This window comes from Allopontixanthobacter sediminis (assembly GCF_009828115.1).
Lineage (GTDB): Bacteria > Pseudomonadota > Alphaproteobacteria > Sphingomonadales > Sphingomonadaceae > Allopontixanthobacter > Allopontixanthobacter sediminis.
Genome location: NZ_WTYL01000002.1, coordinates 633471 through 646670, shown reverse-complemented (window position 1 = coordinate 646670; position 13200 = coordinate 633471). Strand labels below are relative to the sequence as shown.

Annotated in this window: 13 protein-coding genes; 1 reads left to right on the top strand and 12 read right to left on the bottom strand. The window is 55.6% G+C overall.

What is annotated here, in order from left to right:
- Positions 1 to 265 precede the first annotated feature (265 nt).
- From GRI65_RS08845 to GRI65_RS08820, 7 genes are all read right to left on the bottom strand, one after another.
- Positions 266 to 2188 carry a proprotein convertase P-domain-containing protein gene (locus GRI65_RS08845; protein WP_160756146.1) on the bottom strand — a complete coding sequence of 641 codons (1923 nt, stop codon included), beginning with the start codon at positions 2186 to 2188 and terminating at the stop codon, positions 266 to 268.
- A 250-nt stretch (positions 2189 to 2438) separates the two neighbouring features.
- Positions 2439 to 2963, bottom strand: coding sequence for a MarR family transcriptional regulator (locus GRI65_RS08840; protein WP_160756145.1), 525 nt, complete (start codon positions 2961 to 2963; stop codon positions 2439 to 2441).
- Positions 2960 to 3535: a JAB domain-containing protein gene (locus GRI65_RS08835; RefSeq protein ID WP_202391231.1), complete on the bottom strand. Its 576-nt coding sequence runs from the start codon at positions 3533 to 3535 to the stop codon at positions 2960 to 2962. Before GRI65_RS08835 ends, GRI65_RS08840 begins: the two co-directional genes overlap by 4 nt.
- A 5-nt stretch (positions 3536 to 3540) precedes the next feature.
- Positions 3541 to 3972, bottom strand: a complete 432-nt coding sequence (locus GRI65_RS15130; protein WP_202391230.1) for a hypothetical protein — start codon at positions 3970 to 3972, stop codon at positions 3541 to 3543.
- Positions 3973 to 4010: 38 nt separating this feature from the next.
- Positions 4011 to 4349 (bottom strand): hypothetical protein, encoded by a 339-nt coding sequence (locus GRI65_RS08830; protein WP_160756143.1) that lies wholly within the window; start codon positions 4347 to 4349, stop codon positions 4011 to 4013.
- A gap of 45 nt (positions 4350 to 4394) precedes the next feature.
- The gene (locus GRI65_RS08825; protein ID WP_160756142.1) at positions 4395 to 4889 is read right to left on the bottom strand and encodes a response regulator transcription factor; all 495 of its coding nucleotides are present in this window, start codon (positions 4887 to 4889) and stop codon (positions 4395 to 4397) included.
- Positions 4890 to 5738: 849 nt separating this feature from the next.
- Positions 5739 to 6863 (bottom strand): GGDEF domain-containing protein, encoded by a 1125-nt coding sequence (locus GRI65_RS08820; RefSeq protein ID WP_160756141.1) that lies wholly within the window; start codon positions 6861 to 6863, stop codon positions 5739 to 5741.
- A 328-nt stretch (positions 6864 to 7191) separates the two neighbouring features.
- Between GRI65_RS08820 and GRI65_RS15500 the strand changes: the two genes are divergently transcribed.
- Positions 7192 to 7401 (top strand): transposase, encoded by a 210-nt coding sequence (locus GRI65_RS15500; RefSeq protein WP_160756140.1) that lies wholly within the window; start codon positions 7192 to 7194, stop codon positions 7399 to 7401.
- Between the two features lie 386 nt (positions 7402 to 7787).
- Here the strand turns inward: GRI65_RS15500 and GRI65_RS08810 are convergent, their stop codons facing one another.
- The 5 genes from GRI65_RS08810 to GRI65_RS08790 form a co-directional block, all read right to left on the bottom strand.
- Positions 7788 to 8594 (bottom strand): FkbM family methyltransferase, encoded by an 807-nt coding sequence (locus GRI65_RS08810; RefSeq protein ID WP_160756139.1) that lies wholly within the window; start codon positions 8592 to 8594, stop codon positions 7788 to 7790.
- A gap of 184 nt (positions 8595 to 8778) precedes the next feature.
- On the bottom strand, positions 8779 to 9537 hold the full coding sequence (locus GRI65_RS08805; protein ID WP_160756138.1) for a glycosyltransferase family 2 protein: 759 nt from the start codon (positions 9535 to 9537) through the stop codon (positions 8779 to 8781).
- 8 nt (positions 9538 to 9545) lie between these two features.
- Entirely contained in the window at positions 9546 to 10574 is a 1029-nt protein-coding gene (locus GRI65_RS08800; RefSeq protein WP_332872624.1) for a glycosyltransferase family 2 protein, read from the bottom strand.
- Complete coding sequence (locus GRI65_RS08795) at positions 10571 to 11782, bottom strand: glycosyltransferase family 4 protein (RefSeq protein ID WP_160756136.1); 1212 nt, start codon at positions 11780 to 11782, stop codon at positions 10571 to 10573. The genes GRI65_RS08800 and GRI65_RS08795 overlap by 4 nt, the downstream gene beginning before the upstream one ends.
- Positions 11783 to 11793: 11 nt before the next feature.
- A complete protein-coding gene (locus tag GRI65_RS08790) occupies positions 11794 to 13065 on the bottom strand; it encodes an oligosaccharide flippase family protein (RefSeq protein ID WP_160756135.1) in 1272 nt (423 codons plus the stop codon).
- Positions 13066 to 13200 lie beyond the last annotated feature (135 nt).

The window sequence follows — 13200 nt, the reverse complement described above, 5'->3', positions numbered from 1 at the left end:
TTCTCAAGTTGAGCTTTAAGCAGGCAGTATATTGCCTAACGGATAGGTCGAAGACACCGACGGGCGGAAATAGATTTAAGCGGCGGCATGAGACCCGTTTCTCATGATTCCGGTTGCGGCACCGGCAAAGGCAGCCTCCACAAGCGCGGACCCCTACTAAAAACGACGCCATTCTGACCGACCGCCGTCGAGGCCAGCATGAGCCCAACCTCTGAAGGCGCTTTCAGGGGCTATGAACCCGATCTTCCATTTGCCTTTTCGACCATCAATTCACCGTTGCGTTAAATCTGATTGCAAAAGTCGAGCTGCCGATCAGCGTGTTGCGCGTGGCGGTAATTACACCATTTGCGAATGACGCTCCGATCGGATCGACTTCGTCTCCGCCCGTGTCGTCATCGTCCTCGATCGTGTTCGTAGTCGAGCAATCGTTGCCAGAGGTCAAACTCCCAGCAATGTAGGTTACCGCGGAAGGTAACGGGTCAATTGCCACAATGTCAGACGCAGTTGCGCTGCCGGAATTGGCGACCACAATGCAGTAGGAGCGCATTGCTCCAGGTATTGCCTTCGGATCTACCGTGCCATTTACAGGGTCACTGATTAGCACGCTCGTCTTTTCGACAGTAAGGACAGAATATGGATTGCAAATATTGATATCATGAATGGCAATGGCTTGCTGGCCGGGGTTCGCGGGTGCGAGCGAATGATTGCCGTAAGAGATCGTGATCGTATCGACCGGCTGGCCGAAGGTCACAACGACGTTGCCGTTTGACTGGTTGTCGGCGGAAAGCACGTCACCGAACGCAGAATTTCCGATTACGTAATTGGCGAGCCCGTTAGTAAGGGTGGGCGTCACTGCAGCGCCGTTATAGCTTCCTGTTACCGTCACCATGTCAGAAAACTGGCCGGCGGCGTGGTCAACGTCGAAGATCTTGAACTGGAGCCCCGGGACCGCCAGCGCGAAGGAAATCGATGTGGTCACCAATGCGCTTTGGCTCGGCAGATCAACAAGCTGGATAAGTGACCGCTGCGCCGGCGTATTTCCCCCAGTCATCGCACTCTGCAACGCGGGCGACTGACCTCCGTAGGTCCCGTTACTGAGAAATGTGCCGGGGTTGGAAATCGAAAAAATGGCTGAGCCTATGCCTGTAATCGCATAGCTGTTCGAAAGGCTTGCGGACGTCCATGCCCTAGCATCCCAGTCGAATAAGACAGATCCCTGGGGGCACTGAAGTATTGGCGCTGTCCCCGCCACGCGCGTACCCGACACCGTAAAGCTACGGCTGCTATAATCGTCTTCGGTAATTACCCCGTTCCCGGGTGTCGAATCGAAATCAAAGGCAGACGATGACGCAATCTCGGCGGGATACGCCACCGTTGCGCCTGGACTTGCCGTAACGTTGACGTTGATCGCCAGATTTGCCGACTGACCTGGTCCAAGTGAACCAACCGACCAGATCCCGGATGCGCTGTTGTAGGTTCCTCCCGATATACTGGCGAGGGACACGCCGGCGGGAAGCGGGGCGAAAACCGTGATCCCATTTGCCGCTAGGGACGATCCGGCGGCGTTCGTTAGGCTTAAGGTGTAGGTCACCAGGCCTCCTGCAGCCGGAGAGGTCGTGCTGATCGCCTGGCTCATAGATAAATCGGCGTAAGCAGAGGGACCTGCCGTAAGGAAGAGGTCGGCTTGGAAAAACGTGCCCGAATCCTGCGCAAACTGATCGCAAATCTGGAGCGTCCAGATCCCCATAGCCCCCTGCCCGGAGAAACCCGCAAGCGGTTGCTGCGGCGAATAACTGTTATTGTACGGCGGCACGATTGTTCCCACCGCTGCGGTGTCGTTCTGGGTATACGTCGTGATTGAATTTGGCGCAGCGTCATCAAACAAGACATTGAAATTGTTTGCGCCAACGCTGCCCGAGCCGCTTGTCAACCTTATGCTTGTGCCTCCAGGAGACACGAGGTTCATGACCAGATCGCCGCGATAGCTGTGCGAGGCAAGTACCCCAAGTGTTACGTTTGTAACAACAAAACTCTGACCCACGGTGAACGTGCGGGTGAGCGGGGCAGCACATGACGTCGCGCTATCATTGATGCCATTGGTCGCGCTGTCAGCGCTGTTTGTGTATTGGTTGATCGCTTGAGCATTTGCGGCGGACAGCGGGACGGATAACGCGAAAGCAAATACCAATAACGCGAGGCAAAGGGTGAGCCATAGCCCAGTCGTCCCGCTACCTAGACAATTTCTTGATGCGTACATGGTTAGGGGTTCGTAGCGAACCTCGGTAAAACTTTTCTTAATCCTCGAGACGCCAACGCGTCGTAGTGGTGCAGGTTGGCCCGCGGTTGTTATAGCCAGCGAGGCCGATGACTGCGCCCCTGCTGCGCCCTAAAATCTTAAGAAAGATGGGGAACTCCAGCTTGGAGCGGTGCACTTTGCATCAATGTCCCAAGACATCGACCTGACTTGAGGGCGAAGCCACCTTCGACACTTTCGCGCGGCGGGACAGATAGCCAGTCATAAGGTTCTGGCCCTCCGGCGATAATTCGACCATTCGAACGCGGTCATCATGACTTGCGCGCGAAGACAATACTAAACCGTGTGATTCCAGCAATTTAAGGTGCCGAAGCGCAGTGGTCATGGGCGCCGTACTGGCGATGCATGCGCTTGATATCGATACGAGACGGCCTTTGGCCTGTTGCACATAAAGATCGAGCAGGATGTCCCATGCCGGTTCGCCTAGAATGATTTCCTGCAGGCCGGGAATACGCGCGCGGCGCAGGCGATATTCCTCCTCAGCCTGCTGGGCCAAATGAGGTTTCGACATGTACTCGGAGTCAGTAGGCCGTGCTCGACCAAACCGGAAAGCGCTAGAATTGCTCTTTTCGAGAGAGTCGGCCATCGCGATAAGCTCAAAAGCCATTTCGCGAAGTCTGTCAGGCCCCTCATTTCCAAATTTATTCACCAATTGCGCCCTTTTTTCATGCTGTATATCTGCGACCCGCCAACGATCAGATGATCGATTATGAAGATATCAAGCTGCTTGGCTTGCTGGACCAAGTGTCGTGTAGAGTTAATATCGGACTCGCTAGCCCGGGCTTCGCCCGACGGATGGTTGTGCACCAGCAGGATCGAGCGGGCGTCCAATGCCAGCGCACGGCCGAACAAAGTCCGCGGCCTTACTGCGACCGACCAGGCACTCCCAATGCCAAGCTCTTCTTCGCGAATGAAATGGCAATTTTGATCGGCGAAGAGAGCCAGCAGTGTCTCCTGCCGGCGCCCTTTCATTCGCCGGCCAAGGTACGTAAGCAAATGCTTGTCACTTGCACAAATGGGTCCGTCGGTAAGCGCCTCGGTAAAGCTGGCCTCGATGAGATCCTTTGCAGCAACTACCAGTTGAGCTGCCAACCTCTGACCATTAAGGATGCTGGTAAGACGTTCAATATCGGCGTTTACGACGTTGCGGAGCGAAGCGAGCTCTTGAAGCAGGCGTTCAGCAGCTGCTGGAGCTTCATCGCCAAGTGCTATGCGCAGCAATCTTGTCAGATCCTTTGTTTGAGAGCAGTCCTCCTCGAATGCAAAAGTGTTCCGATGGCTAGAAGAATGATCAGCAAATACGAGGGCGCCCTCGTGAGAACCGCGTAGGTCCATCCCCACATGTCGAGACTGAGCACACGCACAAGGTGCGACATCAGTGACAGCAGCTGGGCGGATGCGGCGAGAAGTATCCATAAACGGTTTGCTCGCAATGCTATTGTGAGGATGCTATAAAAAGCAGCCAAATCAATGATTAGGTGCCCAAGGTCGATCGTTTCTAACTGGGCAGCTTTTCCAAACGCTACGTGGTAAAAGGGGTCGGCCACTGACATCGCGACGAGAGTTACGGCAACGCCGCGCTCAGGAGCACCACCCTTTTTCCAAGCGTAGAGGGCAACGATTGCAAGCAAGGACATCTGAAGCGCATAACGAACCATGTCTTCTTGCGCGCAGGCCGTTGCCCGCTTGTCAACATTTAGGCCGCTTTGAGGATGCTAGACTGTTCTTCATCGAGACCGGTCGGGCGGTCGGGGCAGGTTGGCTCGTCCATGGTTCCAGTTTCACAGCCAAGTTGGGCAAGTTGACCGTGGGCGCGCAGAATGTCAGATTGAACAGATATCATACCTCCAATTGCTTTGTGCAAACGAGATAGTGCCACTTGCCCGGTAGCTTCACGAATGCCCGTATCTCTCTGTGCGGTTATCGCCGTAGTGAAGACTTCGGTCATTCTGAGAATTGCCTCGTCAATCGCGACTTCTGCATCGGGAACTTGGCGGGAAAGGCGTGCTGCAGCGGTGTGGACTGTGAAAGGCATTAGGAAACTCCTGATCGGTTCAATAGGACCGGAGCTCGCTTGCGCCTAGATTAGAGTCTGAAGACCCTGCATCAATGCTAGCAAGAGTAGGACCAGAACTACCATCCCGAGAGCACCGGCAAGGACAAAACCAAGCTTGGCGCCGATAGAGAGGCGTTCCGGCTCGATCTCCGGAACGGCGGCTGTCCAGCTTCTCCACGGTGCAGGTTGCGGCATAAGGCCAACATCTGCAAATTCGTAAAGGGCGTCGTTCCGCTCGTCTCCGTCCGATTGACCCTCTAAGCCGTTTTTTGAAACGGTGATTGGTTCACCGGTGAACCAATCACCGTCTTGATCTACTCGTTTATGGTCCTTGAACAGGCGCACCGCTTCTTTGCGCGTCGCCGCCCCCAAACGTCTCCGTGCGTCGTCAACGCGCTTGTCAACGGAATGGGAGGAGATCCCGAGGCGCAGGCCGATCTCTTTGGATGACAGGTGGTCAGCGACTAGCTCAAGCGCTTCTTCCTGCTTTTCGGTTAGTAGATTTTCCTTCGTGTACATGCCACGAGCGCCCCTGAAAGTTTGGTCTCTTTAATCAACCACCTTGAGGCCTAATCGTGCCGAGATTTGGGTTTCTCAGCTGGCTGACCCCAACTCCTGCTTTAGCAGTTCGATCGAATGACTCAAATGGATCGCGGGTACCGCTAGCCCTGAATCGTCCAATTCGATCAGAATGCCATCTAGCAATTCTATCCAGCGCGCAAGTGTTGCGCCCTCCACGGCTGGCAGCTCGCTAGGCATCATCGTTAATCCATCCCCACTCAATTGGCGACCACCTCGCCCATAGCTAATACGCTGCTGCCCCCGAAAAACTCGGACGAACGCGAATCCGCAACCCATAGCGGCGAATGGTTACCGTAGATTACCCAAAAAAAGCGAGGAGTTTTACCTGTTTGACAAAAATAGTAGGCAAAATTTATAGCTACGGTGACATTTCGAAGTTTGATGGCGCGAGAGCTTGGATGTTATTCGTTCGGCGGTATCACATTGGCCCAAACTTTTAGTAACCGCTGAAAGCGATCATTCCTGCAAAACGACAGTGACCCGGTGGTGACACGTGGCAGCGGATCAACTATTACTTCCTTCACGATGCATGGACCGTGAAGGGCAGCGAGGCCTCCCCCAGCGCTGGTTTGATCAACTCATTGGCCTCACGGCTTTCGTTTGCGAAGTCTTTCTAACGCTAGCTATGTTCCAGAAACGACTGGCTACAACGTAGAGCGTAGTCACGATTTGCATAATTTCGACCGGCTTCCGGTTAGAGATCGTTTCCTCTGTGAACCGCCGTGCGCTTGAGCGAGCCTCACGCGGCCCGCAAGGTGCCATAACTCGTCGCCGAGAAGGATGTTCTCACCCTGCGCGACGGAAGTCGAGCACCGTCGGTTCACGAAACACAGCGATACCGCCACCCAAACCCTTGGCATCAAGCAAGGCTTGGTCTGCGCAGGAGACCAAGTGCTCCAAGCCATATCCCTGCTCGGATGTGAGAGTGTAACCGACGCTCGCCCCCACCTGAATTGTACGGCCATCCAGCTTGTATGGCGCGCCGAGAGCATTTCTGATCCGCTGGGCGAGCAATTCTGCCTCGGCGAGGTCCGCTATGCCCGACTGGATCACGACGAATTCGTCGCCGCCGGTACGAACGGCGAAGTCCCCCATTCGCAGCAGTCCTGACAGGCGTTGGGAGACGGTCTTCAGTAGAGCGTCGCCAGTGGGGTGCCCATAGCGATCGTTGACGGGCTTGAAACGATCGAGATCGAGGCAATGCACAGCCGTCATCAACTTCTTCGCAGCGACAGCAGCGAACTTTTCGCCGAGGGCCAATCGATTTCCCAATCCCGTCAGTGCATCGCTACGCGCAAGTCCTTCATACAGGTTGCGCATATTGATCCCATCAGCCACGTAGCGATAACGAGATACCATGCTGTGCATACCACCGCCGAGAAAGATTGCCAGCACTGCAGCAACCGCCCAATAGCTAGGGTTCCCTGTGAGGAGGGCCGCTACAATCGTGGGAATGACTGCGGCAAGCATCGCAGTCAGCCCTATCCTGGGGCGGTACGATATCCCCGCAGCGACACCTGCGCTGTATCCGACCAGCAATGCGACGATCAACGTTCTCGCTTCGGGAGTGGCGACGATGAAAGCCCTGGCGCTGAACGCTCCAAAGATCGCGGCAAAGAGCAGATATGGGATAGCGAAGATCCGCTCGAGTTCCCTGGCCCGCGCAAAGCGAAGGTTTTCGTCCAACGACTCTCGACGATACAGGACCAAGACCAAATATCGCCAAATGGCTGCGGTTGTACCGGCTACGATCAGCACATCGAGCATCCGGTCGTGCGTTTCGACGACCACCGTCAGCCCAGTGGCGACGAAACAGAAGCCCATGATCAAGGTGTTGAAGCGTGTCGAAAACAAGCTTCTGACAAGCTCAATATGGGTGCTCTCAGGCAGGGAGTCGTGGATCCTGTTCATGGACATATGCATTGGCAGGATCGATGTTAATATTTCCGGCTAACTGGCGAACTTTTTGGCCAACACGACGGCACGGCTTGGTCACAACTGGGAATTCAATGGGCAGGCGGCGGTGCAAAATGGGATTCGGCAAGGTGATCCACGGTGAGCTGGAGGCGGCCATTCACGAAACGGCATACAATCCCCGTTACATCAGCTCTGCACTCGCTGCGGCAAAGGCGCTAATCGATGGGGTCACGGCGACGGCTCCCGGCGAGTTCTCATGAGCAACACCGTCGAACACAGCGAAATTGTTTAGCCACTCTCCCTGTTTTTTCCTCCAGTTTGAATGAGAGTTTTCTGGCAATGTCACACTTGGAAGGAGCGTGCCGCGAAGAGACATCGATATAGCGAAGAACAGATTTCCAATGCTTCGAAGCAAGCCCAAACAGAGACGCCGATGGCAGAAGCACAGTGGCGGATGGGGATTCCGGAGCAGACATTTTACCGCTGGAATAAGCGGTACGAGGGCCCGGGTGTTGGCGAAGTGCGGCATTGAAGCAGCTTGAAGAGGAGAGCCGGAAGCTCAAGCAACTTGTCGTTGGCTTCAGCCGCGACAGGCACATTTTGCAGGAGGTTCTGTCAAAAAAGTCTGCTTCTTGCCCGGCAGCGCGAGTTTGCCCGATACGTGCATTCGGCTCACTGGGTCAGCGAGTGGCGCAGTTGCTCCGCGCTGAACTTAGGCTGGCAAAGCATACGGTATCGGCCAATCAAACTGACCAAATGGTGCACAGGCGCTGGAGCTGTCCCGACGCGAAGAAAAGCCGGCGTTTGAGGCGGGGCAGTAGGGCCGAACAACGCCTGCAGTGCCCTCAGTTCGAAGTTGTTGCTGCCGGAGGTTTTGTCCGCGCCAAACGTGGAAGTGGCAACCCTGTTGTCAACTGGCTATGCAGGTAAATAGAAGACATTGTCATGCTGTTGGGACAACAATTGGTCTCGGCTAACTTCGAGAAGCTTTGATGAACGCTCCTTGCCTTTGGCGAGGCGGAAGGGCCGGTAGAGCCCGGTATCCATAACCATGTCATGTGCTATCATGTGATCTACACAGACTGCGGTCGATACCTCCATGGAAATTATGGGCCGCTTGGCAAGGGTTTCGGATGCGCCGGCCAGGACTTCAGCCTCAAAACCCTCGACGTCAATCTTCAAAAATTGAACTCGTTGACCGTCAAGCTCCTCATCGAGTGTTGAGACCTTAACCTGCCCCGCAGGCCGGTAATCGACATCGGGTCTAATCAAAGATGCCCGCCCGATATTTACCGAAGGAACGTCATAGATTTGGGCCTCGCTCTTGCCTGAACCCGCGGCCATCTGAAGCGGTTGAACGTTGGAGCAATTGTTCAATTCAATGTTTTGGATTAGCCGCCTGTAGGTTTCAGGATGAGGTTCGAACGCGACAACCTTGCCCTCTGGTCCGACGATTCTGGAGGCGTGCAGCGTCATCAGGCCGAGGTTCGCGCCGACATCAACAAAGGTGTCGCCAAGCTTCAGAAATCGACTGATCACTGCTAGTGTTCCAGCCTCGTAGGTTCGATTTCGATACATACGCAGCTCAAGTGCGTCAGATGCAGGCCGGAGTGCGATGCGGTATCCGCCCCGCATTGTTTGGACAGCTTCATTTGGCACAGGCATTAAGTTGCGCAAACGTCTTGCCAGTCCCGCCAAGGATGGGCCGCGCAATTTTGTTCGCATATTGCTGCTAGCTCCCTTTGACGTCAGGACCAGACGTCGGATGGCCCAACCCGTGTTGGTAAACGGCATCTCGCAGGCCAATCAAGATTAAACGTGATCCGCGGCCCTCGCCGGTCCTGCGATCCCGGTCTGCCGTTTGCCTTCTCAAGTGAGTGAGAGGAAAGGAAAGCCTTTCAGTTACCACCTATCTCTCGCCATTTGTGCGCAAACCACGCGAATGCAGCCTGGGTCCAAGGAAGCAATAGAAAAACCAGTCCATGGCGGTGGCTGGACTAAGTTTGTACACCACACGTTCGAAAGGTGACCAACTGCGGGCCGTGCTCCCCTCTGGCCTCTGCGATGCGTGAATTATGTGATTGCGCGCATAGACGAATGGTCCCTGCTTACGCATACGTTGAGCGATTTCATGGTCGAACAGGATATAGGGCCAACTTGCATGCTCAAGTCCGCCGGCCCGCTCGAGCATGACTCTGCGATAGCAATGCCCGGCACCACCCGCATGGCATTTGTCTGGCCAGATTTTGCTCAAAATCCATTTTAACCCACCTGTGCGGCGAGACCGATCCTCACCCACATTGAACGCCAATGCAGCAGAGGCGAGCGGATTGTTGTCCAGCAATCCAATTGCCCTGCCCACATATTCGGGAGGATACCAAGTGTCGGCATCCAAAGTGGCGACATAGGGCGTTTGCGCCGCCGCAAGGCCGCGGCGGAGTGCAGGTAGCTGTCCTTGCCGCTGCTCCTGCAATATTTCCCAAACAAGCCAGTCAACATCGCGCAGCAGCTCGCGGGCAATTGTAGAACTGCGGTCGCGCGACATGTTGTCGACCAGAACGAGCCGAAAGCGACGATCGTCTTGCGCGACAAGGGAGCGCAGTGTTTCAGCAATATAGCCCTCTTCGTTGTAATAGGCCATGACGAGGGTTACGCGCGGTTCTACCATATCAATTCCTATGCCCGACGCCTGGACAGAATTGCGAGAACTTCTCGCGAAGTCGACATTGGGCGGCGTCTGGCCAGGCGAGTGGCGATACCAACTGCGCCGATTAACGATCGGTGCCGCATTTTCGCAACGCCTTTGAGGATTTGATTTACCGTCAACCCGCGGATTATAGCGCGATCATGGTCTGATGGCTTGTGCAGGGTTTCGAAAGCCTGTTCGACGGCAAGGATTGTGTGAATAACTTCGCTTGGCCTCATGCCACCGGTTAAGTCTCCATCGATCACAAAACTGGCCAATGCTCGTAAATTCGCCTCGCTCTCTTGCGGGCAGGTGCGCCGCAAGGCCTCCGTGGAGATCGTAACGGCGGTTTCCGCCTGCTGTGAACGATGTGTCTTTGAAATATTCGCGTCATGCTCACGCAATTTCACCACAGGAACGGGTAATCGATATCCCTCCCCGTGATCCAGAAGTTGCTGGTACATTCTGAAATCCTGAGCAGTCAGACGATCCTGGCTATATCTCAGCGGCTCGTGGTCTGCGGATATCCGCTGAAAGGTGGCGGACGAATGGACGATGGGTGCCGTGAAATGAGCGAGATATCGAAACGGAAGCGGGTTCAGCCCGGAACGTCCCGAACGCCCCGACACCCCATCGGAATTGATCGCAATTTCAATGCCACCAACCACAAATACTTCCGGGTTCTCGTCGAGATAGCAAACTTGCCTGTCCAGCCTGTCCGACAGGGCTATGTCATCTGCGTCCAAACGGGCAATATATTCGCCTCTGGCACGATCCAAAGCTCGGTTAGCGCTGGGATAAGGGCCCAAATTGCGCTCGTTCCGGATGAGCACAATTCTGTCATCCCGCTTGGCAAGTTGCTTCAGGATCACCGGCGTCTCGTCAGTAGAGGCATCGTCGACGATCAGAAACTCGAAATCAGTCAGTGTCTGATCGAGAATGCTATCAACCGCTTCCCGTAAAAAGCGGGCGCCATTATATACAGCCATGACGACAGATACGCGAGGGGAAATAGTCACCTCGTGCGTCGATCGGTTATTGACTGGTAGAGCGCGTCGTAGCGCTCGGCGACCTTGGCCCAATCATGTTCGCGCGCCGTTTTCAATCCGCCTTCGCGCAATTTTGCGGCAAGTGCCCGATTGTCCAAAAGTCGGCAAATCGCAGCCGCCATATCTTTGGGGTTGCCCGGATCGCACAGCAAACCATCAACCTCATTGGTAACGACATCGCGGATGCCAGGCACATTGTTGCCCACAAATGGCGTTCCTGCGGCCATTGCCTCAATCGCTACCAAGCCGAAGCTTTCGCTTAGGGAAGGAAAGGCAAACACGTCGGCTGCAGCATAAAGCTCTGCCAAAGCCTGTGGCGGAAACTGTGCGCAACCGGGTGAATTCTTTATTGGTGGTTTCAGGTCAATCTTGTCTGCAACACCTTTGAACCTGACCAATTCAGCCAGCGCAGTCACCCCTGCGCCAACAATTATCCAACGAATTTCGCGGCCATCATTCATAAGGTTTGCTACGATTTCTGGGATAAGGTGCAGGCCCTTCCGCGTTTCATTGCGGGCCACCGTAAGTATCAATGGTGTGCTCTGATCCAGCCCAAGCTGTACTCGCGTCTGCGCTCTCGCGGAACGCGCTGCATCTATTCGCTCCGCATCAACTCCGTTCGGAATTCGGGTTATTTGGTCAGCATCTACCGCCAACTCCAAGAGGCAATCGTAAATGGAATCTGAAATTGCCGTGACCGCCTGAATTTTTGGCGCCAAGTCACGCACCCGCTTGTCATGCTTGGCATATCGGCGAAATCCGTACCCGGTCGATTCCTCTACCTGCAAGTCAGCACCATGCGGCGTGACGACCATCGGTGTGCCTGAAGACGTCAGAGCGCCGTGCGCCATCCAGGCCGTGGGGTAAAGCCAGTGTATATGCCAGAGGTCGAACTTCTCACGCCATTGATGATAGCGTACGGCCAGATCAACTGGCAAACGCATGCCTACAGAATAGAATGGCATTGATGCAGGAAGGCGCGGCGGCAAAGGGAGCGATCGATAGGGAAAATCGGCAAGCTGCAAGGCCTTCCACTGTTTCCAGCGGGTGACTAAGGTGACGTCATGTCCCAATGCCTGCTGCTGGCGGATCAGGCGATCAACCACCACCTCTAGACCGCCCACCGACGCAGGTTGCGCGGACATAGCCAAGTGAGCAATGCGCAGCGTTCTCGACATTTTCCGTCCCGTTAGTGTTCGGTTGTCCGGCTCTTGCGCAGGACAAGACCCAAAACGGTTGGGTCAAACCGGTACCGGCTTATGGTTAAGATTAACATAACGCCGGTCCAGACAGCCAATCCTCCGCTCAACGAAATCGCTGCGCCAAGTGCTCCCAGTCGAGGGATTAGCACAAGGCCCAGTGCACCATTCGCAGCTAGGGCGACAATTTGCGCAGACAGGGCCCTGCCGCCCTTTCGCTCCATCAACAGCAGCATGCCGACAGGACCGCATGCTGCGCTGAACACGTGGGCTGCGCCGACAATCCAAAGTAGCGGCGCGCTCTCTTGGAACTCGGGTCCAAACACCAGCATGATCCAAGGGCCAGCCACCGCTATCGTCAGCGCAGTTGCCAGAGTGATGACGGTGGTGGTCCAGGTAAAGGTTGCGGTGATCGAACGGATTCGTTCAACTTCTCCGCGCTGCCAGAGTTCTGCCACGCGAGGCGCAAATCCCATTCCTGCCGCATAGACCGGCAGCATCAGGACTGGTGCGAGCCGTATGACCGGCTGGAACAGTCCGGTTTCGCGCGGGCCGGATAGCCAGCCGAGCAACAAGGTGTTGCTCTCGCTCAGCAGAATGTATGTTATTGCCAATCCCAGAAATGGCAGTGCGGCCTTGGCGTGATGGCTTTGCGGTCCGCTTGGCTTGGGTGCGGAGAAAATCGGGCGTTCGCTCGTCCGCAGCCATGCCATCGCTATGATGGCAGCCACACCAAGAGCTATCACGCACGCCATCATGTAGTCTCTGGGGGTAATGCGAAGCCCGGCTATCAGCGACAGCAGCATGGTCAGGGTCAGCGCGGCGGGCCTTATGATCTGGCCGGGAACTTGCGCCTGAACCACGCGGCCAAAACCTTGCGCCAATCCATGCAGCAAGGCGATTATTGCTATGGGCAATATCGTCAGCGCGCCAATGCCGAGCAAGGGGCGAAAGGCTGGCGACGGCAAATTTGTGGCATAACTTACCCAAGCAAGTGCGATTGTGGCGATAGCGCCTAGGCCAATGACGACAGTGGCAGAAAAGCCGATGAAGCCGCGCACGCTGCTTCGGTCATCACGTGCCAGAAGTGCCGGCACTTCGCGCACTGCCAGCGCCCCGAGGCCTGACTGGCACACTGTGGCAACGATGGTCACGATGGCAATCACCAGCGCAACCGAGCCATAGCCGCTGGGCTTAAGCAACCGCGCGACAAGCACCGCTTGCGCGAACGAAAGCGCGAGGCCCGCCAGGCGTATCCCCACGCTAACTCCACTAGCGCGCGCGATAGGCCCGGCGACAAGCGCGCGGCCTTGGTCCATTCCGGCACTCAGGGCTGTTACAAGTCTCTTCACGGGATCGGATTGGCTCCTCGACTAGTTATTTTGGTTCTAACGTAG